Source organism: Alloalcanivorax mobilis (genome assembly GCF_002864685.1).
GTDB classification, from domain to species: Bacteria; Pseudomonadota; Gammaproteobacteria; order Pseudomonadales; family Alcanivoracaceae; genus Alloalcanivorax; species Alloalcanivorax mobilis.
Map to the genome: position 1 here is coordinate 14,919 of NZ_NMQZ01000035.1, position 26,945 is coordinate 41,863.

Annotated in this window: 26 protein-coding genes; 15 read left to right on the forward strand and 11 right to left on the reverse strand. The window is 63.4% G+C overall.

The window, feature by feature from the left end:
* The first annotated feature begins 161 nt into the window (after positions 1–161).
* The 3 genes from rhlB (at position 162) to CGS25_RS14775 (ending at position 3,001) form a co-directional block, all read left to right on the forward strand.
* The gene (gene rhlB / locus CGS25_RS14765) at positions 162–1,394 is read left to right on the forward strand and encodes an ATP-dependent RNA helicase RhlB (RefSeq protein WP_089031238.1); all 1,233 of its coding nucleotides are present in this window, start codon (positions 162–164) and stop codon (positions 1,392–1,394) included.
* A gap of 9 nt (positions 1,395–1,403) precedes the next feature.
* Positions 1,404–1,727: a thiosulfate sulfurtransferase GlpE gene (gene glpE / locus CGS25_RS14770; protein WP_101675932.1), complete on the forward strand. Its 324-nt coding sequence runs from the start codon at positions 1,404–1,406 to the stop codon at positions 1,725–1,727.
* Positions 1,728–1,990: 263 nt separating this feature from the next.
* Positions 1,991–3,001 (forward strand): hypothetical protein, encoded by a 1,011-nt coding sequence (locus tag CGS25_RS14775; RefSeq protein ID WP_101675933.1) that lies wholly within the window; start codon positions 1,991–1,993, stop codon positions 2,999–3,001.
* A 191-nt stretch (positions 3,002–3,192) separates the two neighbouring features.
* On the opposite strand, the gene CGS25_RS14780 is transcribed toward CGS25_RS14775, so the two are convergent.
* Positions 3,193–4,641 carry a PhoH family protein gene (locus tag CGS25_RS14780; protein WP_089031234.1) on the reverse strand — a complete coding sequence of 483 codons (1,449 nt, stop codon included), beginning with the start codon at positions 4,639–4,641 and terminating at the stop codon, positions 3,193–3,195.
* Between the two features lie 195 nt (positions 4,642–4,836).
* On the opposite strand from CGS25_RS14780, the gene CGS25_RS14785 reads away from it, so the two are divergent.
* On the forward strand, positions 4,837–5,319 hold the full coding sequence (locus CGS25_RS14785) for a methyltransferase family protein (protein ID WP_232802429.1): 483 nt from the start codon (positions 4,837–4,839) through the stop codon (positions 5,317–5,319).
* Here CGS25_RS14785 and CGS25_RS14790 read toward each other — a convergent pair.
* Positions 5,219–5,905, reverse strand: coding sequence for a C40 family peptidase (locus CGS25_RS14790; protein ID WP_089031233.1), 687 nt, complete (start codon positions 5,903–5,905; stop codon positions 5,219–5,221). The genes CGS25_RS14785 and CGS25_RS14790 overlap by 101 nt on opposite strands.
* A gap of 180 nt (positions 5,906–6,085) precedes the next feature.
* On the opposite strand from CGS25_RS14790, the gene CGS25_RS14795 reads away from it, so the two are divergent.
* The 3 genes from CGS25_RS14795 (at position 6,086) to CGS25_RS14805 (ending at position 8,600) form a co-directional block, all read left to right on the forward strand.
* Positions 6,086–7,144: a M14 family zinc carboxypeptidase gene (locus CGS25_RS14795; protein WP_101675934.1), complete on the forward strand. Its 1,059-nt coding sequence runs from the start codon at positions 6,086–6,088 to the stop codon at positions 7,142–7,144.
* 79 nt (positions 7,145–7,223) lie between these two features.
* Positions 7,224–7,694: a hypothetical protein gene (locus CGS25_RS14800; protein WP_089031231.1), complete on the forward strand. Its 471-nt coding sequence runs from the start codon at positions 7,224–7,226 to the stop codon at positions 7,692–7,694.
* A gap of 222 nt (positions 7,695–7,916) precedes the next feature.
* Positions 7,917–8,600: a TorF family putative porin gene (locus CGS25_RS14805; RefSeq protein WP_089031230.1), complete on the forward strand. Its 684-nt coding sequence runs from the start codon at positions 7,917–7,919 to the stop codon at positions 8,598–8,600.
* A 379-nt stretch (positions 8,601–8,979) separates the two neighbouring features.
* On the opposite strand, the gene CGS25_RS14810 is transcribed toward CGS25_RS14805, so the two are convergent.
* Genes CGS25_RS14810 through CGS25_RS14820 form a run of 3 tightly spaced genes read right to left on the reverse strand, consistent with a single transcriptional unit; the run spans position 8,980 to position 10,917 of the window.
* On the reverse strand, positions 8,980–9,924 hold the full coding sequence (locus CGS25_RS14810) for an endonuclease/exonuclease/phosphatase family protein (RefSeq protein WP_101675935.1): 945 nt from the start codon (positions 9,922–9,924) through the stop codon (positions 8,980–8,982).
* Complete coding sequence (locus tag CGS25_RS14815) at positions 9,924–10,373, reverse strand: copper chaperone PCu(A)C (RefSeq protein WP_101675936.1); 450 nt, start codon at positions 10,371–10,373, stop codon at positions 9,924–9,926. The genes CGS25_RS14810 and CGS25_RS14815 overlap by 1 nt, the downstream gene beginning before the upstream one ends.
* Entirely contained in the window at positions 10,351–10,917 is a 567-nt protein-coding gene (locus CGS25_RS14820) for an SCO family protein (protein WP_101675937.1), read from the reverse strand. Before CGS25_RS14820 ends, CGS25_RS14815 begins: the two co-directional genes overlap by 23 nt.
* A 193-nt stretch (positions 10,918–11,110) precedes the next feature.
* On the opposite strand from CGS25_RS14820, the gene miaB reads away from it, so the two are divergent.
* The 3 genes from miaB to cysT all read left to right on the forward strand — a co-directional run bounded on the left by miaB (position 11,111) and on the right by cysT (position 14,472).
* Positions 11,111–12,445, forward strand: coding sequence for a tRNA (N6-isopentenyl adenosine(37)-C2)-methylthiotransferase MiaB (gene miaB, locus CGS25_RS14825; protein WP_101675938.1), 1,335 nt, complete (start codon positions 11,111–11,113; stop codon positions 12,443–12,445).
* A gap of 139 nt (positions 12,446–12,584) precedes the next feature.
* On the forward strand, positions 12,585–13,586 hold the full coding sequence (cysP, locus tag CGS25_RS14830) for a thiosulfate ABC transporter substrate-binding protein CysP (protein ID WP_089031225.1): 1,002 nt from the start codon (positions 12,585–12,587) through the stop codon (positions 13,584–13,586).
* Positions 13,587–13,635: 49 nt separating this feature from the next.
* Positions 13,636–14,472 carry a sulfate ABC transporter permease subunit CysT gene (gene cysT, locus CGS25_RS14835; protein WP_101675939.1) on the forward strand — a complete coding sequence of 279 codons (837 nt, stop codon included), beginning with the start codon at positions 13,636–13,638 and terminating at the stop codon, positions 14,470–14,472.
* Positions 14,473–14,559: 87 nt separating this feature from the next.
* On the opposite strand, the gene CGS25_RS14840 is transcribed toward cysT, so the two are convergent.
* The 3 genes from CGS25_RS14840 to CGS25_RS14850 form a co-directional block, all read right to left on the reverse strand.
* Complete coding sequence (locus CGS25_RS14840) at positions 14,560–15,240, reverse strand: anti-sigma factor (RefSeq protein WP_101675940.1); 681 nt, start codon at positions 15,238–15,240, stop codon at positions 14,560–14,562.
* Positions 15,237–15,809 carry an RNA polymerase sigma factor gene (locus CGS25_RS14845; RefSeq protein WP_089031222.1) on the reverse strand — a complete coding sequence of 191 codons (573 nt, stop codon included), beginning with the start codon at positions 15,807–15,809 and terminating at the stop codon, positions 15,237–15,239. The genes CGS25_RS14840 and CGS25_RS14845 overlap by 4 nt, the downstream gene beginning before the upstream one ends.
* A 92-nt stretch (positions 15,810–15,901) precedes the next feature.
* Positions 15,902–17,908 carry an NHL repeat-containing protein gene (locus tag CGS25_RS14850; RefSeq protein ID WP_101675941.1) on the reverse strand — a complete coding sequence of 669 codons (2,007 nt, stop codon included), beginning with the start codon at positions 17,906–17,908 and terminating at the stop codon, positions 15,902–15,904.
* A 231-nt stretch (positions 17,909–18,139) separates the two neighbouring features.
* Between CGS25_RS14850 and cysW the strand changes: the two genes are divergently transcribed.
* The 5 genes from cysW (at position 18,140) to CGS25_RS14875 (ending at position 22,535) form a co-directional block, all read left to right on the forward strand.
* The gene (gene cysW, locus CGS25_RS14855; RefSeq protein ID WP_101675942.1) at positions 18,140–18,970 is read left to right on the forward strand and encodes a sulfate ABC transporter permease subunit CysW; all 831 of its coding nucleotides are present in this window, start codon (positions 18,140–18,142) and stop codon (positions 18,968–18,970) included.
* Complete coding sequence (locus tag CGS25_RS14860; protein WP_101675943.1) at positions 18,967–20,061, forward strand: sulfate/molybdate ABC transporter ATP-binding protein; 1,095 nt, start codon at positions 18,967–18,969, stop codon at positions 20,059–20,061. The genes cysW and CGS25_RS14860 overlap by 4 nt, the downstream gene beginning before the upstream one ends.
* Positions 20,062–20,195: 134 nt before the next feature.
* Complete coding sequence (locus CGS25_RS14865; protein WP_089031218.1) at positions 20,196–21,185, forward strand: PhoH family protein; 990 nt, start codon at positions 20,196–20,198, stop codon at positions 21,183–21,185.
* A complete protein-coding gene (gene ybeY / locus CGS25_RS14870; RefSeq protein ID WP_101675944.1) occupies positions 21,157–21,663 on the forward strand; it encodes an rRNA maturation RNase YbeY in 507 nt (168 codons plus the stop codon). Before CGS25_RS14865 ends, ybeY begins: the two co-directional genes overlap by 29 nt.
* Positions 21,663–22,535, forward strand: coding sequence for an HlyC/CorC family transporter (locus CGS25_RS14875; protein WP_101675945.1), 873 nt, complete (start codon positions 21,663–21,665; stop codon positions 22,533–22,535). The genes ybeY and CGS25_RS14875 overlap by 1 nt, the downstream gene beginning before the upstream one ends.
* Before the next feature lie 31 nt (positions 22,536–22,566).
* On the opposite strand, the gene CGS25_RS14880 is transcribed toward CGS25_RS14875, so the two are convergent.
* The 3 genes from CGS25_RS14880 to CGS25_RS14890 all read right to left on the reverse strand — a co-directional run bounded on the left by CGS25_RS14880 (position 22,567) and on the right by CGS25_RS14890 (position 26,640).
* A complete protein-coding gene (locus CGS25_RS14880; protein ID WP_101675946.1) occupies positions 22,567–23,658 on the reverse strand; it encodes a porin in 1,092 nt (363 codons plus the stop codon).
* Positions 23,659–23,843: 185 nt separating this feature from the next.
* Positions 23,844–25,037, reverse strand: a complete 1,194-nt coding sequence (locus CGS25_RS14885; RefSeq protein WP_089031214.1) for an acyl-CoA dehydrogenase family protein — start codon at positions 25,035–25,037, stop codon at positions 23,844–23,846.
* 49 nt (positions 25,038–25,086) lie between these two features.
* A complete protein-coding gene (locus CGS25_RS14890) occupies positions 25,087–26,640 on the reverse strand; it encodes an AMP-binding protein (RefSeq protein WP_089031213.1) in 1,554 nt (517 codons plus the stop codon).
* Positions 26,641–26,945 lie beyond the last annotated feature (305 nt).

Here is a 26,945-nt window from a genome sequence, read left to right on the forward strand (position 1 = left end):
CGTTGAGCGGTCTCCGACCCGCCGGCGCGCTTGCGCTACAATAGCCCGCGACCGGCCACCACGACGGCATTATCCTCTGACACCGCTGGCCGCTTTTTATACACTGGGTGCCCGACACCGTGCGCCACGCTTTTGCAGCCGACCCCAGACTGAGCGAATCGATGCCCAACGACACCAACAGCGAATGGACCCTGGAGCAGTTTCAGGTGCCCGAGAAAGAGGGCGAGACCCGCTTTCACGATTTCGATCTGGAGCCCGCCCTGATGCGCGGCATTGCCGACGCCGGCTTCCAGTACTGCACGCCGATCCAGGCCCAGGTTCTGGAAAAAACCCTGGCCGGGGCCGACGCCATCGGTCGGGCCCAGACCGGCACCGGCAAGACCGCCGCCTTTCTGATCACCATGATCAACGACCTGCTGCGCAATCCGATTCAGGTGCCCCGTTACGCCGGTGAGCCGCGGGCGTTGATCGTCGCGCCGACGCGGGAGCTGGCCATGCAGATCGAGAAAGACGCACGGCAATTGGCCGGCCACACCGATCTGCAGGTAATGAGCGTGGTCGGCGGCATGAACTTCAATAGGCAGCAGGAGCGCCTTCAGACCCGGCTGATCGACATCCTGGTAGCCACTCCGGGCCGCCTGCTGGATTTCGCCAAGCGCCGCGACCTGTGGCTGGACCGGGTGGAATCCCTGGTGCTCGACGAAGCGGACCGGATGCTCGACATGGGCTTTATTCCGGACGTGAAGCGCATCGTGCGGATGACGCCGCACAACCGCTACCGCCAGACCCAGCTGTTCTCGGCCACCTTTAACGACGACGTGATGACGCTGTCGCACCGCTGGACCGAAGAAGCCGCCGTGGTGGAGATCGAACCCACCCGGGTGACCACCGAAACCGTGGATCAGAAAGTCTATATCACCGCCACCGATGAAAAGTTCAACCTGCTCTACAACCTGATTCAGGGCGAGAGCATGGAAAAGGTGATCGTGTTCGCCAACCGCCGCGACATCACCCGGCGCCTTAACGACCGGCTGGCGAAGAAGGGGCTGCGGGTCTCCCTGATTTCCGGCGACGTGCCGCAGAACCAACGCCTCAAGACCCTGGAGCGGTTCCGCGCCGGCGATCTGCAGATACTGATCGCCACCGACGTCGCCGGCCGGGGCATCCATATCGAAGGGGTGTCGCACGTGATTAACTACAATCTGCCGGAGGACCCGGAAGATTACGTGCACCGGATCGGCCGTACCGGCCGGGCCGGGGCCAGCGGTGTTTCGATCAGCTTCGCCTGCGAGGACGATGCCTTCCTGCTGCCGCAGTTGGAAGAAGCGATCGGCATGAAACTGACCTGCGAATACCCGGACCAGGCGCTGGTCGCCGACAGCCGGCCGATCTGAGAACAGACCATGGCAGAATGCATTTCCCCGCCACAGGGGCTGGAAATACTGCAACGGGGCGAGGCCCTGTTCGTTGACGTACGCGACCCCGCCAGCCACGACGAGGCCAGGGTTGCCGGCGCCCGGCCGCTGACCCAGGACAACCTGGATGATTTCCTCGCCAGCACTCGTCGCGATCAGCCGTTGGTGGTGTATTGCTACCACGGCCACTCCAGCCAATCCGCCAGCGACTATCTGGCCGCCCAGGGTTTCACCGCCGTGGTCAGCCTGGATGGCGGCTTCGAGCACTGGCGCCAGGCCTATCCCGACCAGGTCGACAGCACACCGCTGTAACGCCGATGGGGCGCATCAACCCTCCCTCCACTACCCTGATGCGCCCGCCCTCATGCCCGGACCGATTAGCGCCAGCGCCGCCGCTCCGCGTCGCCACTGCGTCATGATCCGCTCCTTTTTTCATCCAAGATAAGCGCGCCCGAGATAACCTTTTCAACGCGGCGACGTTCCAGCGCTTTTGCCCTGGATCCATAAACTGGGCACTCTTTGTTCCCCGCGTCGTTCCGCGCATCCCCCTGACCCGACACGAGGCACCACTTTCCATGAATGCATCGGAGCTGGCTCAAGCCCTGAAACAGGCCCATGTCTCCCACGCCTGCCAACGGCTGCAGGAAAAAAGCTATTGGCAAACGCAACTGACCGACGGCGTCCACATCCTGGGTAAACAACCGCTGGGCGGCCTGGTGAACGCCGAGGTCATTGCCGGGGTGGTGGATGAGTGGCTGGCCAATCTGAACACCACCACGGCGCTGGAGCCGGTGATCATCGACGTCAGCGAGGCGGTGCTGCGCTGCGCCGAAGACGACGACACCCGCGTGGGCGAGTTGCTCAGTGAAGCGCATTTCGAGGCGCTTCTTGAGCAGGGTTTGCGCCTGCAAAAGCTCCGCGAGCGCGTCATTCATGCGTGCCTGAATCATCCCCTGGTCAGCGAAATGGTCAGCGAGATGCTCTACACCGGCATCAAGAATTTTCTGCTTGAAGAAAACGCGCTGGCCAAACTGCCCGGCGTCAGCAGCATGATGAAACTGGGCCGCAAGAGCGTCGGCAAGGCGATGGGTGGGCTGGAGGAAAGCATCCGCGTCTATCTGCGCCACAATATCCGCGCCACGCTGAAGACCGGCGAACAATGGCTTAACCGGCAGTTGACCAATGAACGCATCGCTGAATTGTCCCGCGATGGCTATCGGCGCCTGGCCACAATGCGTCCGGCGGACGCCATCAAACTGGCGCCAGCGGGCCTGGCCAAGGACATCACGCCGCACGCCTGCGCCATCGCCGACGAAGCCACGCATTTGCAATACAGCCGCCAGCTGGTGGCCGCCGGCATCCACGCCGCCGTGCAATCGCTGACACAATGGACATTGCCGGCGCTGCTCAAAGCCATGGGCACCACCAGCAAAGCGCGCATCAAGGTGCTCGCCCCGGCCCTGGCCAGCGGCGCCGCGCAACTCCACCAGCAAAACATCCTCGCCCCGCTGGTGGAGCAGGCGCTGGGTGATTTCTACGACAGCGACGCGTGCATGGGGGTGTTGGAAGGGGCGTTGGAAGGATAGGAACAGGGAACAGGCGCGGGCAAAGCCCCCGCGCCGCGACAAGCTACAAGCTACAAGCTACAAAAAAACATCAGACCTCGCGCTTTTCTGGCTTGTGGCTTGCGGCTTGTCGCTTGCAACTCGTCCCTTCGCAGAAGTCTCTCACCCGGCAAGGCTTTGCCTGGCCCCTGTTCCGCGGCCGAAGGCCGCGCCTACAACCACGTCTCCGCGTATTCCGCCAGCAACGAACGGGGCACGCCGTTAAGCTGCAGGGAACCTCCGTGCACGAATTGTTTGAAGCGTTCGGTCATGTAGGTGAGCCCCGAGCTGGTGGGTGACAGGTAAGGGGTATCGATCTGCGCCAGGTTGCCCAGGCAGACCACTTTGGAGCCCTCGCCCGCGCGGGTGATGATCGCTTTCATCTGGTGAGGCGTCAGGTTCTGGCTTTCGTCGATCAGAATGAGCGCATTCTGGAAGCTGCGTCCGCGCATGTAATTGAGCGCCTTGAACTGGATGTTGGCGCGCTCTTTCACATACTGGATGCTGCCGGCCGGGTTCTCGTCGTTCAGGTGCAGTGCTTCGATGTTGTCGTTGATGGCTCCCAGCCAGGGGTCCATCTTCTCTTCCTCGGTGCCCGGCAAAAAGCCGTGTTCCTCGGCCAGTGGCGGCGTCGAGCGGGTGGCGATGATCTTGTTGAAACGCTTTTGTTCCACGGTCATCTCAATGGCCGCCGCCAGCGCCAGAATGGTCTTGCCGGAACCCGCCGCGCCGGTCAGCGTGACCAGGTGAATGTCCGGATCAAGCAGCAATTGCAGCGCCATCGCCTGCTGCAGATTGAGCGGCTTGAGCCCCCACGCCTGCTGTTCCATCAACGACTCGCTCTTATGGTGACGCAGGGTCACCACTCCTTCGCCGACCTCGACAATGCGCGCCACGAAACCGTGCTCATCGATAATGAACTGGTTCGGGTAGACCTCCTCGCCGAGTATTTCGCTGACCAGCAGTCCGTGCGAGAGACGGTGCAGAGTCTCGGCGCCGTGCTGTTCGGTTTCCACCTCGGTAACCCGGTCCCAGAACGAGCCCGGCACCTCGAAATAACCGCGCGTCAGTTGGCGGATGTCCGACACCAGCTGATCGTTGTGGTAATCCTCCGCGTCAATGCCACAAGCGCGCGCCTTAAGGCGCATGTTGATGTCCTTGGTGACCAGCACGTAACAGCCATCGGGGTCGGCCATCTTCATCGCCACCACATCGTTGATGATGCGGTTGTCGTTAAGATGCTCCGGCAGCGCCGCCGCCTGGCGGCTGGTCCGCGGCATCATCACCGTGAGCGAACCCTGGGTATGATTTTCACCCCGTTGAATGGGAATGCCCGCTTCCACCTCCGCCGGCGAGGCCTGCCCGAGAATGCCATCGATCTGGCGGATGGCGGCGCGGCAATCCGCGGCGGTGTGGGATTTTCCGGTCTTGAGACGATCCAGTTCCTCCAGCACGGTCATCGGAATGGTGATGCGATGCTCTTCAAAGTTGAGCAGCGAATTGGGATCGTGAATCAGCACGTTGGTGTCGAGAACGTAGGTCTTCGGCGAGGAGTCCGGTTTGCCCTGGTGGGAGGTTGAGGCTGCGGTTACGGTGTTGAAGCTGGCCGCGCGATCTTCCATGCGTGTCCCCTAACGTTATTGGCGTTGATGGCACATGGGCGGCGGAAATGCGAGAGCGATGCTTATCCGCCGCCGTTGTTTACTGCTTACCGGCGGTGTGCTGGTACAGCTTTCAGCTTTAGGATCGCGATCACTCCCGCAAGGGCGGGATGTGAATTACCATAACCCAGCTTTTTTCCACTGACAACGAGAGACATGCGCATGGCCCAGGAAGAAGTGCCACCACCGCATCCGGACGTCCGTATTCCCCCGCCGCTGTTGCACCTGGGCGGCATCCTGGTCGGCTATGGCGTGGATCAGGCACTGCATTGGCAACTGCCCCGCTTTCCCGGTGATCGGATTCTGGCGCTGGTGCTGGCCGGCTTCGCGGTGTTGCTGCTGGCGGCCGCGCTGCTGGAGTTCATCCGCCACCGCACCACCCTGATGCCCCACCGCGCCGCCCGCACGCTGATTACCCACGGTGTGTTCCGGCTCACTCGCAACCCCATCTACCTGGCCTTCGCGCTGCTCAACCTGGCCTGCGCGCTGACGCTGGCCAGCCCGGGCATGCTGATCATGCTGGTGGCGGTGATCTGGGTCATGCAAACCCACGTGATCGCCGCGGAAGAGCAGTTTCATCAGCAACGCTTCGGGGCGGATTGGCAGCGTTACCGTCAGAAAGTGCGGCGCTGGATTTAGCCTTCAGTAATTGTGGGGCGGACAGGCCGCCACCGAGCAAGCGCAGCCCGGGGCAATCGAAGTCACCCGGTACGAAACCGCTGACCCGGGCATCGCGGGGCAACCAGCCCAGCCGGCGGTAGCATTCGGCGACCAGCTCCGAACAGAACCAGCCGCGCCGATCCGGAGCGCGGGTAAAACCACTCAATAAATCGCGGACGTTGCACAACACAAAATTTTTGTACGGCCGGTGCAGCAACCGGGTCACCAGCCGCGCCACCAAACGCCGCTGCGCCGGCCGAAGGGGAGGCCCCTGCCAACGACGCACCGCCACTTCGCCGGGGTAGTCTTGCAGCTTGCGGCTTAGTGGCACCAGCGCGACGCCGGCCACCGGCCGGCCCAGGTGAAGATCGGCGGATTCGCTCAAACCGGTGGATTCCAGCACCAGCGGTTCCACCACCCCCGGCAGACGCACCACCATACCGATGTGGCTCCAGCGGCTGCCGGTGAACAGGCGGATCACCGCACTGGTGACGCCCCTGCCCGCGAACAGCAGCAGATCACCGGTATCCAGGCAAGCAAACGGGCAAGCGGATTGTGGCGTCACGGCGGATCAGTCCTGGCCTACACACAGGCTCAGCGTGGTCCAGGCCCGTGACAACACGCTGACCGTTTGATCACGCTTGAATGACACGCCCGGTGCCTTCTGTCACAAAATCGTTACCGGCGCGCGCTACACTTCCGCGCCACCGCCCCGGCCCTGCGACCCAGCGTGGACAGGCTTTCAATGCAAGACACGGACACGGCTCTGCGCCGGCATCTGCCCGAACAAATCCAGCTCGACACCCTGCTCCACCAGGGCGCGCGGCATTTGCGCGTCAGCCAGGTATTGCACGTTGCGCAGGGCGCGCTGTCGTTGCCGGTGACCGTGATCGAAATGGGCAGCCGCTCGCCGGGCGCCCCGGTGATCGGCTTTTTCGCCGGCGTGCACGGCGTCGAACGGATCGGCACCCAGGTGATCCTGTCCTGGTTGCACAGCCTGATTCACCGGCTGCAATGGGACGACCAGCTGGTCCGGCGGCTGGAACGGGTGCGGCTGGTGTTCATGCCGATGGTCAACCCGGCCGGCCTGTGGCGGCGCACCCGCGCCAACCCCAATGGCGTCGACCTGATGCGCAACGCGCCGGTGCAGGCGGATGGCAAGGTCTCGTTTTTAGTCGGCGGCCACCGCATCAGCCGCCATCTGCCCTGGTACCGGGGGCGCGCCGGTGAACCGATGCAAGCGGAGGCCCAGGCCCTGGTCGAGGTAGTGCGCGACAAGCTGCTCAGCGCGCCGGTGGCGCTCAGCGTGGACTGCCACAGTGGCTTTGGCCGCCGTGACCGGCTCTGGTGTTGTTACGCGCGCAGCCATCAGCCGATCGATCATCTCGCCGAGGTGTTTCGCCTTAAGCAGGTGTTCGAACAGACCTACCCGCACCACCATCCCTATCTGATCGAGCCGCAATCGGTGAACTACACCACCCACGGCGACCTCTGGGATTACCTCTACGACGAGGCCCGCGCCCGACACCCGCAACGTCTGTTCCTGCCCTTCACCCTGGAAATGGGCTCCTGGCTGTGGGTGCGCAAAAACCCCCGCCAGATGTTCGACTTCTTCGGTTATTTCAATCCCATCATCGACCACCGCCAGCAACGGGTGCTGCGCCAGCATCTGCCACTGTTCGAGTTTCTGCTGGCACTCACCGCCAACGCCGGCAACTGGCTGCCGACGGGCGAACGGCGACAGGCGCTGCAGCGCGACGCCGTGCGGCACTGGTTCAAGGGGACCGGCCCGGCCGTGCCCTGAGCCTGGGCGCCGTGCACCAGACTGGTGGCCCCGCTCTTGCATCTCTACACTGCGGTAACGGATATGAGGACCTGCCATCATGAAAAAATATGCTTTGATTTCTCTCGCTCTGCTGAGCGGTTGCAGTGTTATGCAGTACCAGCCCCCCGCCGGGGGCGACACCGCCACCGTCACCTTCACCAGTAACAATCTTGCCGCCCAGCCAATGGTCTGTGTGCCCGGTGCCGGTTTCCGCGCCACCGACACCGCGCTGTCGCAAAAACCGTTCGACAGCAAAGCGTTCGATGAGGTGATCAAGACCATGAATAAAGCGGGTGAGGTGACCACCACGGTGGCCGCCAGCCCCAACACCCGGGTCGGCGTGGTGCTCAATAAACGCCAGGGCAACATGGGTCGGGACCGCTGTAAGGTCGCCGCTCAGTTCAGCACCGAAGCCGGTGGCAACTACCGGGTCAACTTCACCCGCAACAATGATCAGTGTGGCCTGGAGGTGCGCGGCGAAGACGGCTCCCGCGCCGACGCGGTGCCGGTGGACTGGGACTGCCACTGATTCGAGCCCCATTTCGGTGCGCCGCACCACATCGGCGCACCGGCCCTCCCGATTTTACCCTTCTTTTGCGTTTCCCTTCCCCGCCCTCCTCCCTCAGGCCCCGAAATATCGGGGCTTTATGAAATTGGCACGCTCCCTGCTTTATACCGTCACAGCCTCCCCGGCCAGTGCGCCAGGAGCGCACAACAAAGCACAACTTGCCATTTGCAAAGAGGGTTGCACATGAAAAAAGTACTGGGATTGAAACACGCCGTTATCGCCGCCGCCGTCGCCGCCTCCGTGGCGCCCGCGCTGGCTTCCGCGGAAATCAGTGGCAGCCTGGGGATGTCCAGCCAATACCTGTGGCGTGGTCAGTCCCTGTTTCAGGGCGGCACCATCTTCGGCAGCCTGGACTACGCCCACGCCAGCGGTCTTTACGCCGGCGCCTGGACCAGCTCCGAAAACGACAAAACCGAATACGACCTGTACGCCGGTTTCGGTGGCGAGACCGATGGCGGTTTCAGCTACGACATCAGCTACATCGACTACAACTACTCCGGCCCCGGCAACGCCGCGTGTGGCGGTAACGACGAAGACGATTGCGACTTCGGTGAAGTTCACCTTGGCGCGGGCTACGCCGGCTTCGGCGCCGACGCCTACATCGGCGTGGGCGACTACGGCCACGGCGCCGCGCAGTCCGACAACAAGGACAACTACTACGCGCTGAGCTACACCTACGACAAGATCACCGGTGCAGTGGGCTACTACGACTTCGACGATACGTCGCTGCAGTACACCCACGTTGATCTCAGCTACGCGCTCACCGATCAGTTCGCGTTCGGCATCTCCAAGATCGTCGATCAGGACACCGATGACACCTACGAAGACGACCTGCAGTTCGTCGTCAGCTACACCTTCAACCTGTAACACCCTATACGCTGATTCAGGGCGGAGCCCGCTCCGCCCGACCCTTTCGCACCGTGGGGCCCTCCCTGGTCCTCGCTGGAAAACGCAAGCAGGCTCCGCGGTGCTTTTTAACTTTCCCTCGTCACCCGGCAACGCCTTCCATGGTTGTTCGCGAAATAGCGGAAACCGAGCCGAAGACGAGGCTGATCCGACAGAGCCCTCTTCGCGGTCAAGGACCGCTCCCACATTAAAATCAAAACCGTTGGCCTCGGGTTTTGACCTTGCGTGTTGCGCGCAGCGCAAAGCGTGTTGCGTGCCAGCGCCTTTAACAACGCCGCTGTGGGAGCGATCCTTAATCACGAACCGGCGCAGCCGGACAACCCTTCAGCGCCCGCCCCGCTTATTTCTGAAAATACACCACCAGCGCATCGTGATCGGACACCACCTCGGTGCCGTTGCTGCCGTACAGGCGGTCGTAACGCCCGGCGTTGCCCCGGCTTACCGCCACCGCCCGCAACTTCGGCAGCAGGGTTTTGGACATCAGAATGTGATCCAGCGCCTGGGGCTGGCAACGGTGGCGAAAGCTGTAACGTTCGTCGCGATCCAGCCGCTGCCAGCTGTCGTACAGGCCGCTGGCGCCGATCAGCCGCCAGGGCTCGCCGAACAGTCCCGGCTCGGGGGCGCTGTTGAAATCGCCGGCCACGATCAAGGCGCCGCGCCGCGCGGCGATCCAGTCACCAAGAGCGGAAGCCTGGCGACGTCTTTTCTCCGCCACCCAGGCTTTGCGCCCCAGATCCCGTGCGCTACGCAGATGCACCACCACCACGGTGGCCTCCACTGGCTGCTTCAGGCTTACTGCCAGCGGCGGGCGGCTGAACAAGGGTTGGCCGCGATAACGGCTGGAGGAGAACAGCGCGCGCACCGCCCCCACCGCCACCGGCGGTCGGTAAAGCAGGGCCACATCCATGCCCGACGGATCGTGCCCTTCGATCAGTACACCCTGATACCGGGGACCGCCGGCGGCGACCACGCGCTCGATCAGCGCATCCAGAATCGCGCGGTTTTCTATTTCCTGCAGTGCCAGCAGTGGCGGCGCGCGCAAGGTGTCCAACAGATAGCCGGCCAGGGCGTCAAGCCGGCGGCGGTAAACCGGTTCACTGAGCGGCTCATCGAAGCGGGCGTCCTTGCTGGCATCCCGCAACCGCCAGAGATTCAAGGTCGCCAGCGACCACTGATCCCCAGCCGCCACGGGCACCGCCCGCGGTGGTGCCAGGCCATGGCAATCGGCGCCGGCCAGCGGCGCCAGCAGCAACGCCAGCAGAGCCAGCGCGCGGCAGGTTTTCATTAACGATTGGGATCGTTGTGGCGGACTTGAAACGGCACGCACAGGTCGTCGTGGTCGGTGAAGGTGAGACAGATATCACGGACCTCACCGGACGGCGGCACCGTGGACAGTTTCATCAGCATCAGGTGCTTGCCACCGGGCGCGAAAGTGACCGACTCGCCGGGCTTGAGCGTCACTGCGTCGACATGGGTCATCGAGCGTTGCCCGTCGGCTTTGGTTTCGGTGCCGTGCAGCATCGCCATGCCGGCGAAATCGGCGCTGGCGCCGTTCAGGGTAACGGCGCTGTCGGAGTCGTTGTTCAGCTCAAAATAGCCGGCCATGGTCGGCGACACCGGCGGCACCGCGCGCAGCCAGGCACCACTGACGGTCACCTCGCCGGCGTGGGCGGTGCTTGCCAGCGCCAGCAAGGCCAGCGCGCTCAGCGATTCAGAGAAGTGTTTGAACATCATTGACCACCTCGTCGATGTTGAAATCCGCCGGGTAAAGTTTGCGCACCCGGCCCTGCGCGTCGAGCAGATAAATAAAGTCGCTGTGGGTGAAGTCGTAGCGATCCGCCGCCCCGCTTTTCAGGAACACCACGCCGTAGCGTTGCGCCACCGCGCGAATATCGGCGTCGCTGCCGGTCAGGCCGATGATATCGGCTTTGAACCAGGGCAGATATGCCTTGAGATGCTGCGCGGTATCACGCTGCGGGTCGAAGGTAATGAACACCGGCTGCACCGCCCCGGCGGCGCCCTGTTCGCGCAGATGCCGTTGCACCTGAGCGACCCGCGCCAGCGTCGCCGGGCAGATATCGGGGCAGTGGGTGTAGCCAAAAAACAGGATCACCACCCGGCCACGGGCGTCGCCCAACCCCCAGGGCCGCCCATCCTGGTCGGTCAGCGTGAAATCGCCGCCCAGCCGGTCATTCACCGGCAGGTCTGGTGGCGCCGGTTCGCAAGCGGCCAGGCCAACAAACCAGCACAAGGTCAGGAAACGCGCCAGAAGCTGCATCGGATCTCCGTGTCGGGGCGTGAGGCGGCGTATGATAGCGGCTCGCCGGCGCCAGCAACATGAACCCGGTTGCGGCGTTTTGTCGCGCCAGCCGGCCGCCGATGGTCGCAGTCGCGGCGGGCCGGCGCTATAATTCGCGCCCCATTTCTTCGAAGCACACGGGCCCGCCGGCGGGCCCGGAGGTCAGTCACCGATGTCACGCAAGCTGTTTATCCAGACCCACGGCTGCCAGATGAACGAGTACGACTCCGCGCGCATGCAGGATCTGCTCGAAAGCAGCCACGACCTGGAGCCCACGGACAACCCGGAAGAGGCCGATGTGCTGCTGCTCAACACCTGCTCGATTCGCGAAAAGGCGCAGGAAAAGGTGTTCCATCAGCTGGGCCGCTGGAAACGCCTTAAGGACCGCAACCCGGAGCTGATCATCGGCGTGGGCGGCTGCGTGGCCAGCCAGGAGGGCTCGGCGATCCGCGATCGCGCCCCTTACGTGGACGTGGTGTTCGGCCCACAGACCCTGCACCGCCTGCCCGGCTTGATCCAGCAGGCCGCCAGCAGCCGCGCCCTGGCCATCGATGTGAGTTTCCCGGAAGTGGAGAAATTCGACCGCCTGCCCGAACCCAGCGTGGACGGCCCCAGCGCGTTCGTATCGATCATGGAAGGCTGCTCCAAATACTGCACCTTCTGCGTGGTGCCCTACACCCGTGGCGAGGAAATCAGCCGCCCGGTGCAGCCGGTGCTCGATGAAATCCGCCACCTGGCGGAATTGGGCGTGCGCGAAGTCAATCTGCTCGGCCAGAATGTGAACGCTTACCGCGGCACCGGCGCCAGCGGCGAGACCCTGGATCTGGCCGATCTGATTCTGCTGATCCGCGACATCGAGGGCATTGACCGCATCCGCTACACCACCAGCCATCCGGTGGAGTTTTCCGATGCGCTGATCCAGGTCTATGAAGAAGTGCCGGAGCTGGTCAGCCATCTGCATTTGCCGGTGCAGTCCGGTTCCGACCGCATTCTGGCGATGATGAAGCGCAACCACACGGTGCTGGAGTACAAATCCAAATTGCGCCGCTTGCAGCGTATCCGCCCGGACATCTCGTTCAGCTCGGATTTCATCATCGGTTTTCCCGGCGAAACCGAGGCCGACTTCGAAGCCACCATGAAGCTGATCGCCGATATCGGTTTCGACACCTCGTTCAGCTTTATTTACAGCGCCCGCCCGGGCACCCCCGCCGCCAGCCTGCCCGACGATGTGCCGCTGGCGGTGAAAAAGGAACGCCTGCGCATCCTGCAAACCCGCATTACCCAGAACGCCATGGCGATTTCCCGGCGCATGGCCGGCTCCACTCAGAGCATTCTGGTGGACGGCTTCTCCAAGAAAGACCCGGGTCAGCTCAAAGGCCGCACCGAGAACAACCGGGTGGTGAATTTCGCCTGTGACGACATCGACCTGATCGGCGAGTTCGTCGATGTGGAGATTCTCGAGGCTCTGCCCAACTCGCTGCGCGGCGGCCTGCTGGTGAGCGCATGATGGTGCGCGACGGTGCCGCCGCGGTTACTGCTTTTACTTGTTTGCTTTGTCCAAAACGCTCTAAGCCAGCGCTTTATTTAGCCCAATGGTTATATAAACTGGCGTTTTCCCATTTGTCTCTTATAAGAAGGAGCCCGATATGCGTGTCTGGCTGACCATTGCGCTGCTCTCCGTAGCGTCGCTTGCCACCGCTCAGCAGACCTTGCTGAACAGTTCCTATGACATCGCCCGCGAGTTGTTTCAGGCGATCAATCCGAAATTCCAGGCGCACTGGAAAGAACAGACCGGCGAAGAGGTGACCATCAAGCAGTCCCACTCCGGCTCATCCAAGCAGGCGCGCGCGATCATGCAGGGCCTGGATGCGGACGTGGTGACCTTTAACCAGGTCACCGACGTGAACGTGCTGCACGACAAAGCCAATCTGATCCCGGCGGACTGGAACAAACGGCTGCCCAACAATTCCAGCCCGTACTATTCCACCACCGCCTTTCTGGTGCGCAAGGGCAACCCGAAGAACATCCAGGGCTGGGAGGATCTGGCCGGCGATGACGTAAGCATCGTGTTCCCCAACCCGAAAACCTCGGGCAACGGCCGTTATACCTATCTGGCCGCCTGGATGGCCACCCAGGATCGCGTTGGCGACGACCAGGGGAAAATCCGCGATTACATGGCGAAAATGCTCTCCAACGTGAGCGTGTTCGACTCCGGCGGGCGCGGCGCCACCGTGACCTTCGTGGAGCGCAACATCGGCGATGTGTTGATCAGCTTCGAATCCGAGGTCAACAACATTCGTAAGCAGTACGGTGAAGACGACTACGAAGTGGTGGTGCCGAAAACCTCGGTGCTGGCCGAGTTCCCGGTCACCGTGGTCGACAAAGTGGTGGACAAAAAAGGCACCCGCGAAGTGGCCACCGCCTATCTGGATTACCTCTACGCCGAAGACACCCAGCGCCTGCTGACCACCTTTAATTACCGGGTGCACAATAAGAAGGTGGTGGAAGAAACCAAAGACCAGTTTCCGCCGGTGAAACTGCTCAAGGTCGAGGATTTCTTCGGTTCCTGGGAGAAAGCCCAAGAGCAGCAGTTCGCCTCCGGCGGCGTGTTGGACCAGCTTCAGGTCAAGGCGCGGAGCCTGCGTTGAACGACCCGCGCGGTACCACCACCAGCCGCCCGGGCGAGGGCCAGCCCTGATGGCCATTCTGCGCACCCGCCATTCGGTGCTGCCCGGCTTCACGCTCAGCTTCGCGCTGAGCGTGCTGTTTATCAGCCTGGTGATCCTGGTGCCGCTGTCCGGGCTGGCGTTGCACGTCTCGGACATGACCTGGGAGCGCTACTGGTCGGTCATCACCAACCCGCGCAGCCTGGCCAGTTTCAAGGTGACGGTGCTGTCCGCCGCCGGCGCCAGCGTGATCAACGCGGTGGTCGGCCTGCTGCTGGCCTGGGTGCTGACGCGCTACCGGTTTCCCGGCCGGCGCATCATGGATGCGCTGGTCGACCTGCCCTTCGCCTTACCCACCGCGGTGGCCGGCCTGACCTTGTCAGCGCTGTTCGCCGCCAACGGCTGGCTCGGCCAGGGCTTCGAGGTATTTGGTATCAAGGTGGCCTACGCGCCGCTGGGTATCATGATCGCGATGAGCTTCACCAGCCTGCCGTTCGTGGTGCGCGCGGTGCAACCGGTGCTGGAAGACCTCACCCCGGACGTGGAAGAAGCCGCCGCCACCCTGGGTGCCACGCCGATGGCGAGCTTTCTCAAAGTGGTGATGGCACAGCTCACCCCGGCCCTGCTCACCGGCACCGCCCTGGCGTTCACCCGAAGCCTGGGCGAATACGGCGCGGTGATCTTTATCGCCGGCAATATGCCCTTCGAGACCGAGATCATTTCACTGTTGGTGAACATTCGCCTGGAGGAATACGACTTCCCTGCCGCCAGTGCGCTGGCCTCGATCATCCTGATCGCCTCTCTGATTCTGCTGTTCGGCATCCAGATCATCCAGTCGCGGCTGACCCGCCGTTGGCAGGGGGGTTAGTTCAGTTTTCAGTTACGGTCGGAGATCCGGGCAACGAACTGAACACTGAAAACTGAACACTGAAAACTGAAAACTGAAAACCGTGCTCTAAATCTCCACCGCTCGGCCGATGAACAACACCGGGCCGGTGGGCCGGCTGGCCGGGGAGCCGCCGCGCGGTTCCAGGGTCAGCTCAAACAGTTGGCCGGGCTGCACGTCGCCGATGCGGCTGGCGGGAATCGTAATCGAATGGCCCGGCTGAATCAGGCCCAGTGAGCGCGGCCCCTGCGCCGGGTCGGCGAGAGTCCAGAACTGCACACTGCGGTCCGGCTGATAACGGCTTTCCACCAGCGGCGTCAGATTGAGATCGCCGTCCGCGGAGACCGTGATCCGCCAGCCGGGCTTGGCCGCTTCCCCGGGCGCCTGCAACACCACCGTGTACGTCACGGGTGCCGGCCCGGCCGGCACCAGCGCCAGCACCAGCACCGTCACCGCCAGCGCGGCACTGACCGAGCGCCACAACGGCGCGCTGCCCCAACCACGCCGCCACCATGGCTCATCGTTGCCGGTACGCCGGCGTATCTCACGCCAGATTCGCGCCGGCACCCGCTCCGGGTCGAGCAGCTCCACCGCCGCCACCCAATGCTCGCGCCACTGCCGCGCCATGGCGGCCGCGTCCGGGTCGCGCTCCAGCCAGCGTTCCACTTCGTCGTTCTGTTCGCCGCGGCACAGCCCGAGCACATACTCGGCGATCAGCAGCTGTTGATCATGGGGATCGTCGGGAATCATAGCCGCAGACACTCCTGAAGCCGGCTCAGGCCAGCGCGAATCCGACTTTTAATGGTGCCCAGGGGCACCGCCAGACGGTCGGCGATCTGCTCGTAACTGAGCCCGTGATAGAAGGCCATCAGAATCGGGCTGCGGCGGTCGCCCTGAAGACGACGCAAGCACTCGATCATGGCCAGGCGCTGGCTTTCCGCGTAGGAACATTGCTCCGGTGACGGGCCCGGGTCGGGCCAGTCCTGGTCCGGCAGAGGCTCGAAGCGATGTCCATGGGCCTGGCGATGCAAACTGATGATCCGGTTGCGTAACAGGCTGTACAACCAGGCGCGGGCGCTGCCACGTTGCGGCTTGAAGCGGTGCGACTGGGTCCATACCTGCACGAAAGTATCCTGTAACGCCTCTTCGGCAAGGCCGTGTTCGCCGGTCAACCGGCGGGCGAGAGCGAACATTCGCGGCGCCTCTCTTTGATAAAGACGCTGAAAAGCCTGCCGTTCGCCCCGCGCGCAGGCAAGCAACAGGTCGTTTCCGAGTTCAAGATCGTTGTCGGCGTCTTCCATGGCGGGCCCGCGCGTCATTAAGGATAAGGGAGCCTCCGAGGCGTGGCTCAGAGACTCCCCAGTAAAGCGCCCGGCGTGAGAAGGCCGTGTCAACGCCGGGCCGCGCGGGGTCACCGCGGAGAGCGGGCCAGGTAGTCGGCGATCAGCACCAGCGATTCCGGCGCGTTCTGCGCCCGCATCGCCGACGGCGCCACATCGCCACCGGTGGATTCAAGAATGTCGTCGAAACGCAGCACGCGATTCTGAGACTTCTCGGCCACGTACAGGTCCTCGCCATCGAAGGCGATGTCCACCGGGTTGCCCAGCAGCGTATTGCCCACTGTGTTGTTGTCGCCGTTGTCGATACGGATGGCGATCTCGGTGAGACCGTCGGCACTGCTGGCATCGTCGAGCACATACAGTTTGCCGTCGGTGCCGATGGCGCCACTGCCCACGTCGGAGACGATCAAGCGGTCGCCATCGGCGACATGAACGATACCGTGCAGGTTGGTGGGCGCGCTCACCGCCGCGCCGCTGATGGCGGGCACGATCACGCGATCCGGACCGGCCGCGCCGTGGGCGCTGCTGTAGTCATCGAACACCGCCACGGTGCCGTCGGTGAGCGCCACATACAGGCGGTCGCCGGCGGCGTCGTAGTCCAGATCCCAGGGGGCCACGGTGAGGGTGGTGGTGAACAGCGGCGCGGCGTCGCCACCGGCCTGGGTGCCGAACACGCGAACCGCCGGATCGCCGTTGTCGGTGACCAGAACCCAGCCGAGCTGATCGGCGATGTCGAAGCCTTTCGGGCTGACCAGGCCGGTGCCGGCGCCGGTGAGCGTGCGATCCCGGGCCAGATCGAAGCTTTCGCCATCGCGCTGATCCAACCGGTTCACCACGGTCAGACCGCCGTTCATGTTGCTGCCGTCGTCGGTGCTCAGATAGGCGTCGCCGACCTGATTGAAGCTGATGCTCTCCAGGGATTGCCCCACGGTGAAACCGCCGATCTGCGCGTTCAACTCCGGCGTCAACAACACCACGTCCGGGTCACCGGGCAGCGGCGGATTGCTGGTTACCGCCACCGCGCTGAAGTCGACGTCGTCGGCGTCAACGATGTCGGAAAGGTCGGGGCGCGGCTGGTAATCCACGATCAGCGCCAGGGATTCCGGCTTAACGCTGTCCACGGTTCTGTCCGGGGCCACGTCACCGGAGTCGCCGGAAAAGATGTTCGCGTAAACCAGCACCGCGTCGTTGGATTTCTCGGCGATGTAGGCGGTGTCGTCATCCAGAATCAGATCCACCGGATTACCCAGGCCGGTGGCCGGGCCGGCCAGACGGCGTGCCGGCGTTACCGTGCCGCTGGCGCTGCTGGCGTCGCTGATCACATAGACTTTGCCGTCGTCGGCGATGGCCGCGTCACCCACGTCGGTGACCACCAGGGTGTCGCTGTCGGCCTGATAGGCGATGCCGTGCAGGTTGGCCACGGTGCTGCCGTCATGGGGGGTAATGGTGCGCGCGCCAGTGGCATCGAAACCGCCGGCCACATAGTCGTCCACCACCAGCACGGTGCCGTTGGTCATCGCCAGGAACAGGCGATCTTCGTCTTCGTCGTAGGTCAGATCCCAGGTGTCACCGGGCAACGCCGTGGAAGCCAGCGGGTCGGCGTTGGCGCCGGCGGCGGAGCCGAACACCTCGACGCTGCTGCCGCCGACGTTGGCGGCCATCACCAGACCGGCGCGATGGGCAATGGCGATGCCTTTCAAGGTCATGGCGCCGGTGGCGCGCAAGTCGCGGTCGAGCGTCGGATCGCTGGCGTCGCCGGTGCGATCGGCCAGCCCGGCCAGCACTTGCAGATTGCCGGGGGCGCCGCCGGCGTCGTTGGCAGCGTACAGGTTGCCGAGCAGATCCAGCGCGATGCCTTCGTTGGCGTCGCTGTCGAAGCTGCCCACCAGATTGAGGTTGTCGTCCAGGCGATCCACCTGCCCGACGCTGCCGCCGCCGTTGTGCATCACCAGCAGGGCCGTGCCCACATTCGGCGTGCCGTCGCCGCGGTTGTTGTCGCTGCTGCTACCGCAGCCGGCCAGGGTTATCGCGATGGCCAGCGGTGTCAGCCAGAACATCCCTTTGTTTTCGGGTTTCATCCCGTCACTCCTTTACCGTTTTAGGTGGCACCGACAAACGCCGATGCGGATCGGAAGCCGCGCTCCCAACGGGGAGTACGCGGCCCGGACGGGTACGGATGTATCAAAATGTAACCTTTTGTTGCCGGATCAGCCCGGCCGTGGCCCTGGCCGGCAAATAAGCGCTTTATTTTGGCGCCTCGGAATATAGAATCGGGGCTCCTTACCGCAACCCCCGCTGGGAGCCGTTTCATGCCCCGACACTGGCACCAATGGGCGCTGGTTATCGCCGCCTTCGCCGCGGTGACCCTGATGCTGGTGCTGCCGCTGGTTCTGATCTTCGCCCAGGCCTTTTCCCAGGGCGCCACCATGGTGCTGCGGAATCTGACCAGTGCCGACATGATCAGCGCCATCAAACTGACCCTGCTGGTGGCCCTGATCACGGTGCCGGTGAATCTGGTGTTCGGGGTGCTGCTGGCCTGGTGCGTCACCCGCTACGAGTTTCGCGGTCGCAAGCTGCTGATCACCCTGATCGACATTCCCTTCGCCATGTCGCCGGTGGTGGCGGGGCTGTGCTATCTGGTGGTGTACGGCACCCAGGGCGTGGTCGGTCAATGGCTGGACGGCCTGGGCGTGCAGTTGATGTTCGCTCTGCCCGGCATCGTCATGGTGACGGTGTTCGTGACCTGCCCGTACGTGGCGCGGGTGCTGATCCCGCTGATGGAATCCCAGGGCCAGGACGAAGAGGAAGCGGCGGTGCTGCTGGGGGCGTCCGGCTGGCAGACATTCTGGTACGTGACCCTGCCGAAAATCCGCTGGGCGCTGCTCTACGGCGTGGTGTTGACCAACGCCCGGGCGGTGGGTGAGTTCGGCGCGGTGAGCGTGGTGTCCGGGCTGATCCGCGGCGATACCCTGACCCTGCCACTGCTGGTGCAAATGCTCAACGAGGACTACAACACCGTGGGCGCCTTCACCGCCGCCGGCCTGCTGGCCGCCATGGCGCTGCTGACCCTGCTTCTCAAGACCGTGCTGGAATGGCGTCAGCGCGGCAAACTGAACGTGGCCCAAGGGGAGACAGCGTGAGCATCCGCGTCGACGACATTCGCAAGACCTTCGGGGCCTTCACCGCCCTGGACGATATTTCCCTGAACGTGCCCCATGGCGAGCTGGTCGGCCTGTTGGGTCCGTCCGGTTCCGGCAAGACCACGCTGCTGCGCATCATCGCCGGCCTGGAAAAACCGGATCACGGCCAAGTGTTCTTCCAGGACCGCGACGTCACCACCCTGGATGTGCGCCGCCGCAAGGTCGGCTTCGTGTTCCAGCAGTACGCCCTGTTTCGCCACCTCACCGTGGCCGACAACGTCGCGTTCGGGCTGCGCATGCTGCCGCGCGGCGAGCGCCCCGGCCGTGATCGCATTCGCGCGCGCGTCAGGGAACTGCTGGAGCTGGTGCAAATGGACACCATGGCCGGGCGCTACCCGGCCCAGCTTTCCGGCGGCCAGAAGCAGCGCGTGGCGCTGGCCCGGGCGCTGGCCCTGGAGCCGGAAGTGCTGCTGCTGGACGAGCCGTTCGGCGCCCTCGACGCGAAAGTGCGCAAGGAGCTGCGGCGTTGGTTGCGGCACCTGCACGAGCAGATCTCGGTGACCAGCATCTTCGTGACCCACGATCAGGAAGAGGCGATGGAGGTGTCCGACCAGGTGGTGGTGATGAGCCAGGGCCACATCGAGCAGATCGGTACCCCGCTGCAGGTCTATGAGCAACCCGCCAGCCGCTTCGTGTTCGACTTTCTCGGCCACATCAACGCCCTGGAAGGTCATTACGACGGCCAGACCTGGCGTGCCGGCGAGGCGTTTTTGCGTCTGGATACCGAGGGCGCCTGCCCCGACGGCGCCCTGACCCTGTACCTGCGTCCCCACGAAGCAGCCCTGTCGAAAAGCCCCTCCGAGGTGGCCCGCCTGCCGGTCACCCTGGCCGGGCGCAGCGTGTTCGGCGGCACCGTGACGGTGGAACTGGAGCCCGCGGAATGGGGCGAGGGGATGCTCGAAGTGGAACTGGACCGCGACAGTTGGCGCCAGCTCGACGCGCAACGCGACGACACTCTCTATATATTGCCCCGGCTGCTGCAGACGGTCACCTGTGATGGCGAGCTGGGCCCCCGGGTGCGCCCGGCCTGAAGCCCGCCGGACGCCCCTTGCCAGCCCCCGGGGCAACGCTTTACAGTGCCGCCAATCGCGGCTTTCCCCGGGCCCGGCATCGGGGTATGCTGCAAAAACCTCCTCAACCGCCCCCGGGGCCTCCCTTACCCAGTTTGGACACACCTACCGCTTCCCAGAAAGTCAGTCTCGAGCCCTATGATTCCAGGCGCCTGGCCAATCTTTGTGGCCGTCTGGATGAGCATATCAAGCAGATCGCCCAGCGCCTGAGCGTGGAAATTCGCAATCGCGGCAACCTGTTCCATCTCTCCGGCCGCTCCGACGCGGTGGAAGCCGCGTCCACGGTGCTCAGCGAACTCTACGAGCAGACCGGCCAGGGCGACGAGATCACCCCGGAGATGGTGCACCTGCATCTGCAGCAATCCGATATCGCCGACAAGCTCGACAACACGGTGGCGTTCCCCAGCGACGAAGTGGTGATCCGCACCAAGCGCACGCGCGTAAAACCGCGCGGCGGCCATCAGCGCGAATACGTAAAGAGCATTCGCCGTTTCGACATCAACTTCGGCATCGGCCCGGCCGGCACCGGCAAAACCTGGCTGGCGGTGGCGTGCGCCGTGGACGCCCTGGAAAAAGCCGAAGTGCAGCGTATTCTGCTGGTGCGCCCGGCGGTGGAAGCCGGCGAGAAACTGGGTTTTCTGCCCGGCGACCTGGCGGAAAAAATCGACCCCTACCTGCGCCCACTCTACGACGCTCTTTACGAAATGCTCGGTTTCGAGACCGTCGCCAAACTGATGGAGCGCGTGGTGATCGAGGTGGCGCCGCTTGCCTATATGCGCGGCCGCACCCTGAACAACAGCTTCGTGATTCTCGATGAGGCGCAGAACACCACGCCGGAGCAGATGAAGATGTTCCTGACCCGCATCGGTTTTGGCTCCAAGGCGGTGATCACCGGCGACGTCACCCAGGTGGATCTGCCCCGCCATCAGGGCTCCGGGCTGGTGCACGCCCTGGAAGTGCTGGCCGGCGAAGAAAAAATCGGCGTCACCCGGTTCGACAGCCGCGACGTGGTCCGCCACCCGCTGGTACAACGCATAGTAGAGGCCTACGACCGATATGAGCGGGATACCGACACCCAACGTTGACGTTCAGTGGGCCACCGACGCCCCGGACGCCCCCGACGAAAGCGACTTGTGCCACTGGGCCCGCACCGCCGCCGAAGTGGCCGGTGGCGTGGTCGGCGAAATTACCCTGAGAATCGTCGATGACGAGGAAATCCAGGCGCTCAATCACCAGTATCGCGGCAAGGACAAACCCACCAACGTGCTCTCGTTCCCCTTCGATATGCCCGAAGGGCTGCCCCAGGACGCCATCGCTCCCTTGCTGGGCGACATCGTCATCAGCGCGCCGGTGGTGCGCCGCGAGGCCAGCGAACAGAACAAGAGTCTGAACGCCCACTGGGCGCACATGGTGACCCATGGTGTCCTGCATCTGCTGGGCTACGATCACATCGAAGACGACGACGCGGCGTTGATGGAATCGCTGGAAATCCGCGCGCTCGCGGAACACGGCTACGCCGACCCCTATGACCTTTCACCCTCGAGCACGGAGCTTGATCTCTAATGTCGGACGATTTTTCCGATAGCGGTACCAGCCGAAGTTGGCTGGAGCGCGTCGGCCAGTTTTTCTCCTCCACCCCCGCCACCCGGGAAGAGCTGCTGGAACTGATGCGCTCCATGCGCGATAGCGATGTCATCGACGGCGACACCCTGGGCATTATCGAAGGCGCTGTTGGCGTTAGCGAAATGCAGGTTCGCGAAATTCTTATTCCCCGCTCGCAAATGGTCAGCATCCGCGCCAGCAGCGACCCGCGTGACTTTCTGCCCACCATTATCGAATGCGCCCACAGCCGCTTCCCGGTGCTCGGCGACGACCCGGACGAAGTGATTGGCATTCTGCTCGCCAAGGACCTGCTGCCACTGATTCTGGAGCCGGCGCGCATGGAGCGCTTCGCGATCAAGGACCATGTGCGCTCGGCGATGGTGGTGCCGGAATCGAAACGGCTGGATTCACTGCTGCGTGAATTCCGCATCACCAAGAATCACATGGCGCTGGTGGTCAACGAGTACGGCGGCATCGCCGGCCTGGTGACCATTGAAGACGTGCTGGAACAGATCGTCGGCGAAATCGAAGACGAGCACGACATCGAAGACGACGACTACCTGATCAAGGATCTGGAAAGCGGCGATTACACGGTCAAAGCGCTGACGCCCATCGACGAGTTCAACGAACACTTTAAAACCGGGTTCAGTGACGAAGAGTTCGACACCATTGGCGGGCTGGTGATGCAAAAATTCGGGCGCCTGCCCGACCGCGACGAATCGGTGCTCCTGGGCCGCTTCCAGTTCACCGTGCTCAGTGCCGACGGCCGTACCATCCGATTGCTGCGGGTGACGCCCCGGGAAAGCGTTGATGACGTTGTGACGGACGACTGACGCACCGCCACAACGCCCGGCCTCGCTCCGATCAGAACTTAAAGGCCATCCCCAACGACAGCGCCCGTGGGTCACCACCGGCCACGGTGTTGATGCGATCACCATGGGCGTAATCGGCGGTGCGATACTGCCCCTGCCCCTGGTTCACGGTGGTGGTGGCGGCGGCGTACAGATCCAACGCCGGCGCCGCGTGCCAGGTCCCGACCAGGCTGTATTGGTCGGCCTCGTCATCGCCAGCGTCGGATTCATCGGCGTGCAGCCACTGAGCACCGAGTGTGAAATCGCGGCGCAGATCCCAGGTCACGAAGCCGCCCCAGGCATCGCGCTTCAGATAGGCCACCTCATCGGCCTCAAGGCGGTCGAAGATGGCGCCCACGGTGACCGCTCCAAAGCGATAATTCAGGCCTCCATTCAGGCCACTCACATCACCGCCGGCATACAACTCCGACCAATCGGCGTAGGCCACACTGGCCACCAGACCGCTCTGACGCCAGATCGCCGCGCCGCTCCACATCTTGCTGTCGTTGTCGTCGGTCACGCCGTCGGTGTCCTGCTGGCCGGCGCCGTACTGCAGGGCCAGCTGCAGCCGCTTGTCGAGGAACTTGCGGTCCCAGCGAATCGAGTTCTCCGCGCGCAGGCTGAGGCGCGGGTTGCCGCCACCGCCTCGCCCGATGATCGCCTGCGGATCGGCCACCGTGGTGGTAAAGCGCGTCATGCGGATACCGTTGCGCTTATAAGGCGTATCCATGATACCGAAACGGATCAGACCCGCCGGGGTATCAAAACCGGCGAAGGTGTCCCGGTTACCGATGCCGCGATCGCGGGGGGAATCCGGGTCGATGTTCTGTTCCACCTGCCACACCAGGCCGTAACGGTCATCCATCGTGTAGCGCCCGCGCAGGCCCAGCACCGAAGTGTTGGTGGACAAGCCGTGGCCGCCGTCCACCAGACCCAGGGAAGGATCTTCAGGCGTATTTCCCAGGTCGGAATCGGCGTAATCCACGGACAAACGCAGGGCGCCGTAGATCTCCAGCTTTTCGTCAGCCAGCGGAATGGCCCCGGCCAGGGCGGGCATCAAGCCGACAAGCAGTACCGGCAACGCCGGGGCGATTTTTGTTTTCATGTGCAACTCCAGATTTTTCACGTTCTTGGTTTTATGAACACAACTTGCCCGGGGCGGCGTCTGACGACGTCGCACGGAAAGCGGTTCGAGGTGACGAAGGGCGGCTTGACGGCGCCGCCGGGCCGATTCACAGATTCAGTTCGGCGAGAAGATTCCCGGTGCGCCGACTCGGGGCCAGCGGGCGTTCATGCCTGCGAACCCTCAGCGGTGTAACCCTTCAGATAGCCCTTGGCGATGGTATTGCGCTGAATCTCACTGGTGCCGGTGACGATCCGGTACATGCGCAGCATGCGGAACACCCACTCAACGGTGGCGCCCTGCATCAGACCGACGCCGCCGTGCACCTGGATTGCCCGATCGGCGATGTTGAACGCCTTTTCCGAGCAAAACAGCTTGCTCATCGCCGAGGCTTCGCGGGTGTCCTGGCCGGCGTCGATGCGCCTGGCCACATCCAGCATCATTGAACGCGCCGCGTGCAGATCGGTGGCCATGTCGGCGAGCATGTGCTGGATCGCCTGGAAGCCGGCGATCGGCTGTCCGAATTGTTGACGCCGGGTGGCGTAACGGGCGGCCGCGTCCAGTGACTGCATCGCCAGGCCGGTCATGGTCGGGCAGTGCAACAAACGATTGACGGTGATCCGCGACATACCCAAACGGAACCCCTGGCCTTCTTCGCCGAGCACCTGGGTGGCCGGAATGCGCACGTCCTCGAGGCGGATATCCGCGTGCACGTTCTTTCCGGAAATCGGTGTGTAATCCGCGCTTACGGTGACGCCCGGCCGATCGAAATCGACCAGAAACGCGGTCACCCCACGGGGCCCGGCGTCGGGGTCGGTGACCGCCATCAGAATCGCGAAATCCGCGTAAGGCGCACCGGAAATAAACCGCTTGAGGCCATTGAGCACATAGTGATCGCCATCGCGCACCGCGCGGGTGGTGAGGCGGCTGGCGTCGGACCCCGCCTCCGGTTCGGTGAGCGCGAAGCAGACGGTGCGTTCGGCGCGCACCACCGGCATCAGATGACTTTTCATCTGACCTTCGGTGGCGATATGAAACAGATGCCCGACCCGACCCGGGCCGCCGAGCTCACCAAGCACATGCGCGGACAGCTTCGCCCCGGACGCGGTGACGTCTTCCTTGAGCAGGCACTGGTCGTACACGCTCAGGCCACGGCCGCCCAACTGTTCAGGCAGTTGAGCACCGTACAACCCGGCCTCCCGGGACGCCTTCCAGACCTGACGGAGCAGATCCATGGACGGCTCACTCTCAAAGCCGATCTGGTGCTCAGCTTCCAATGGCTTGAGATAGCTTTCGATGAAATCGCGGGCTTCGGCACGCACGCGTTCGCCGTTTTCGCTGGCGCTAAAGTGTTCGAACATGGTCGCTTCTCCTTTCTTGTTCGGTTTCCGCTAGCGTCTGGCTGACCATTCAGCCCACTTGCCGGTCCTGCCCTTTCCAAAAGGTGTCACGCACCAACCGCCGGGCCACCTTACCGTTGGGGTTCTTGGGCAGCTCTTCGACGAAGCGGATATGGCGCGGCTTCTTAAAGCCGGCGAGATGCTGAGCGCAGTAGTCGATCAATGCGGGTTCGGTGATTGACTGATCCGGCCGGCACACCACGAACGCAATGATCTTTTCGCCCCATTCCTGATCCGGCGCGCCCACCACGCAGCACTCAGCCACGCTTTCGTGTTGGTAAAGCACCTTCTCGATCTCAGCGGGGTAAATGTTGAAACCACCGGAAATGATCATGTCTTTCTTGCGATCAATGATGAAAAAGAAGCCTTCTTCGTCCTGCCGCGCCACGTCGCCAGTGTGATACCAGCCGTTACTGATCACCTCGGCGGTCAGATCGGGGGCGCCCCAATAGCCCTGCATCACATCCGGACCGCGCACCAGGATCTCGCCGGCTTCGCCGGTGGCCACCGGGTTGCCGTCGTCGTCGGCGACAATCACTTCGGACTCTCCGTAGGGACGCCCACAGGAAGCGAGCAGCTCGGGCTTATCCCCCTTCAGAGCACGCAAATGGTCCTCGAGGGTGAGAATGGAAATCGTCGATGTGGTCTCGCCAGCACCATAGCCCTGGGTAAAAATCGGCCCGAACACATCCATCGCCTCACGCAGGCGCGGCGGCGCCATCGGCGCGGCGCCATAGGTGATGCGGCTGAGGCTGGAAAGGTCGTATTTGTCGGTCAGGCCGCTGTCCAACAACCGATAGAGCATGGTCGGCACGGCGAAAAAGCGAGTCAGCTTTTCGCGCTCCACGGTGGCGAACAGGGATTCGATGTCGAAGCGGTCGATCAGGTAGTTGCAGCCGCCGGTGGCCAGCGTCGGCATGATCTGCATGCCGCTCGCATGGGTGACCGGCCCGACATGGCCCACGCATTCGTTACGGCTGAAACGCCCTTCCGGCAGCATCAGGGATTTGCGCACCAACGCCATGCGGTTACCGAACGTCTGCACAGCTGCCTTCAAACGGCCAGACGAGCCCGAGGTGTAATGCAGCACCGCCGGGGCATCGTCCGCCACGGCCACGTCCGGTCCTTGAAGCGCGCCCTTGGCCAGCAGATTCTCGTAGCCGCGGTCGCTGTCCTCGCCGATCACCACGATGTGCTCCACTTCGGGCAGATCCACGCTTTGATCCAGCACCGCCGGGGCGTGCTCCGGACCCACCACCAGCACGCGCGCACGCGCGTCCGCCAGCACGTGCAACGCTTCCTCCAGAGACAGCCGCGCATTCAGAGGCGCTTTCACCAGGCCCGCCTTGTAAAGCGCCACTTCCACTTCCACCAGTTCACTGCGATTGAGCGAGTACATCGCAACCCGATCACCGGCATCCAGCCCCAGACCGAGCAAAGCGTTGGCCAGGCGGTTGGAGCGTTCATCAAGCTGGCGGTAGCTGACCCGCCGACGAGCGTCGGCGGCGGCGATCGCATCAGGCCAATAGCAGGCACTGCGACTCACGAGACGACCAAGATTCACTGCATTCTCCTCGCTCTCTTTTCTTAAAATAAGGTCGCCGAACATCGCGGACACACCCGCGCGCGGCTTCGATAGAGAACGAAAGGATGGGCAAGACAAGAGCCATTGAAAAATATTATTTTATGATTTTTGATATCAATGTTTTTTATGTTTGAACTGAATTGTGCGCCTTCAGACCGACCAAGCGTGCTGCGTGTTGCGTGTTGCGTGCAAGCGAGCAAACACCAGACAAAAAAGGTTCATCGCGGAATGGCGGGAAGCTTCTTTTGGCCCGCGGCTGGGCCGCTCCATAGGGGACGCGGGAC

Coding starts and splice junctions, on each gene's coding strand:
- rhlB (WP_089031238.1), top strand. CDS start 162: ATGCCCAACGACACCAACAGCGAATGGACCCTGGAGCAGTTTCAGGTG.
- glpE (WP_101675932.1), top strand. CDS start 1,404: ATGGCAGAATGCATTTCCCCGCCACAGGGGCTGGAAATACTGCAACGG.
- CGS25_RS14775 (WP_101675933.1), top strand. CDS start 1,991: ATGAATGCATCGGAGCTGGCTCAAGCCCTGAAACAGGCCCATGTCTCC.
- CGS25_RS14780 (WP_089031234.1), bottom strand. CDS start 4,641: ATGGAAGATCGCGCGGCCAGCTTCAACACCGTAACCGCAGCCTCAACC.
- CGS25_RS14785 (WP_232802429.1), top strand. CDS start 4,837: ATGCGCATGGCCCAGGAAGAAGTGCCACCACCGCATCCGGACGTCCGT.
- CGS25_RS14795 (WP_101675934.1), top strand. CDS start 6,086: ATGCAAGACACGGACACGGCTCTGCGCCGGCATCTGCCCGAACAAATC.
- CGS25_RS14800 (WP_089031231.1), top strand. CDS start 7,224: ATGAAAAAATATGCTTTGATTTCTCTCGCTCTGCTGAGCGGTTGCAGT.
- CGS25_RS14805 (WP_089031230.1), top strand. CDS start 7,917: ATGAAAAAAGTACTGGGATTGAAACACGCCGTTATCGCCGCCGCCGTC.
- CGS25_RS14810 (WP_101675935.1), bottom strand. CDS start 9,924: ATGAAAACCTGCCGCGCGCTGGCTCTGCTGGCGTTGCTGCTGGCGCCG.
- CGS25_RS14815 (WP_101675936.1), bottom strand. CDS start 10,373: ATGATGTTCAAACACTTCTCTGAATCGCTGAGCGCGCTGGCCTTGCTG.
- CGS25_RS14820 (WP_101675937.1), bottom strand. CDS start 10,917: ATGCAGCTTCTGGCGCGTTTCCTGACCTTGTGCTGGTTTGTTGGCCTG.
- miaB (WP_101675938.1), top strand. CDS start 11,111: ATGTCACGCAAGCTGTTTATCCAGACCCACGGCTGCCAGATGAACGAG.
- cysP (WP_089031225.1), top strand. CDS start 12,585: ATGCGTGTCTGGCTGACCATTGCGCTGCTCTCCGTAGCGTCGCTTGCC.
- cysT (WP_101675939.1), top strand. CDS start 13,636: ATGGCCATTCTGCGCACCCGCCATTCGGTGCTGCCCGGCTTCACGCTC.
- CGS25_RS14840 (WP_101675940.1), bottom strand. CDS start 15,240: ATGATTCCCGACGATCCCCATGATCAACAGCTGCTGATCGCCGAGTAT.
- CGS25_RS14845 (WP_089031222.1), bottom strand. CDS start 15,809: ATGACGCGCGGGCCCGCCATGGAAGACGCCGACAACGATCTTGAACTC.
- CGS25_RS14850 (WP_101675941.1), bottom strand. CDS start 17,908: ATGAAACCCGAAAACAAAGGGATGTTCTGGCTGACACCGCTGGCCATC.
- cysW (WP_101675942.1), top strand. CDS start 18,140: ATGCCCCGACACTGGCACCAATGGGCGCTGGTTATCGCCGCCTTCGCC.
- ybeY (WP_101675944.1), top strand. CDS start 21,157: ATGAGCGGGATACCGACACCCAACGTTGACGTTCAGTGGGCCACCGAC.
- CGS25_RS14875 (WP_101675945.1), top strand. CDS start 21,663: ATGTCGGACGATTTTTCCGATAGCGGTACCAGCCGAAGTTGGCTGGAG.
- CGS25_RS14880 (WP_101675946.1), bottom strand. CDS start 23,658: ATGAAAACAAAAATCGCCCCGGCGTTGCCGGTACTGCTTGTCGGCTTG.
- CGS25_RS14885 (WP_089031214.1), bottom strand. CDS start 25,037: ATGTTCGAACACTTTAGCGCCAGCGAAAACGGCGAACGCGTGCGTGCC.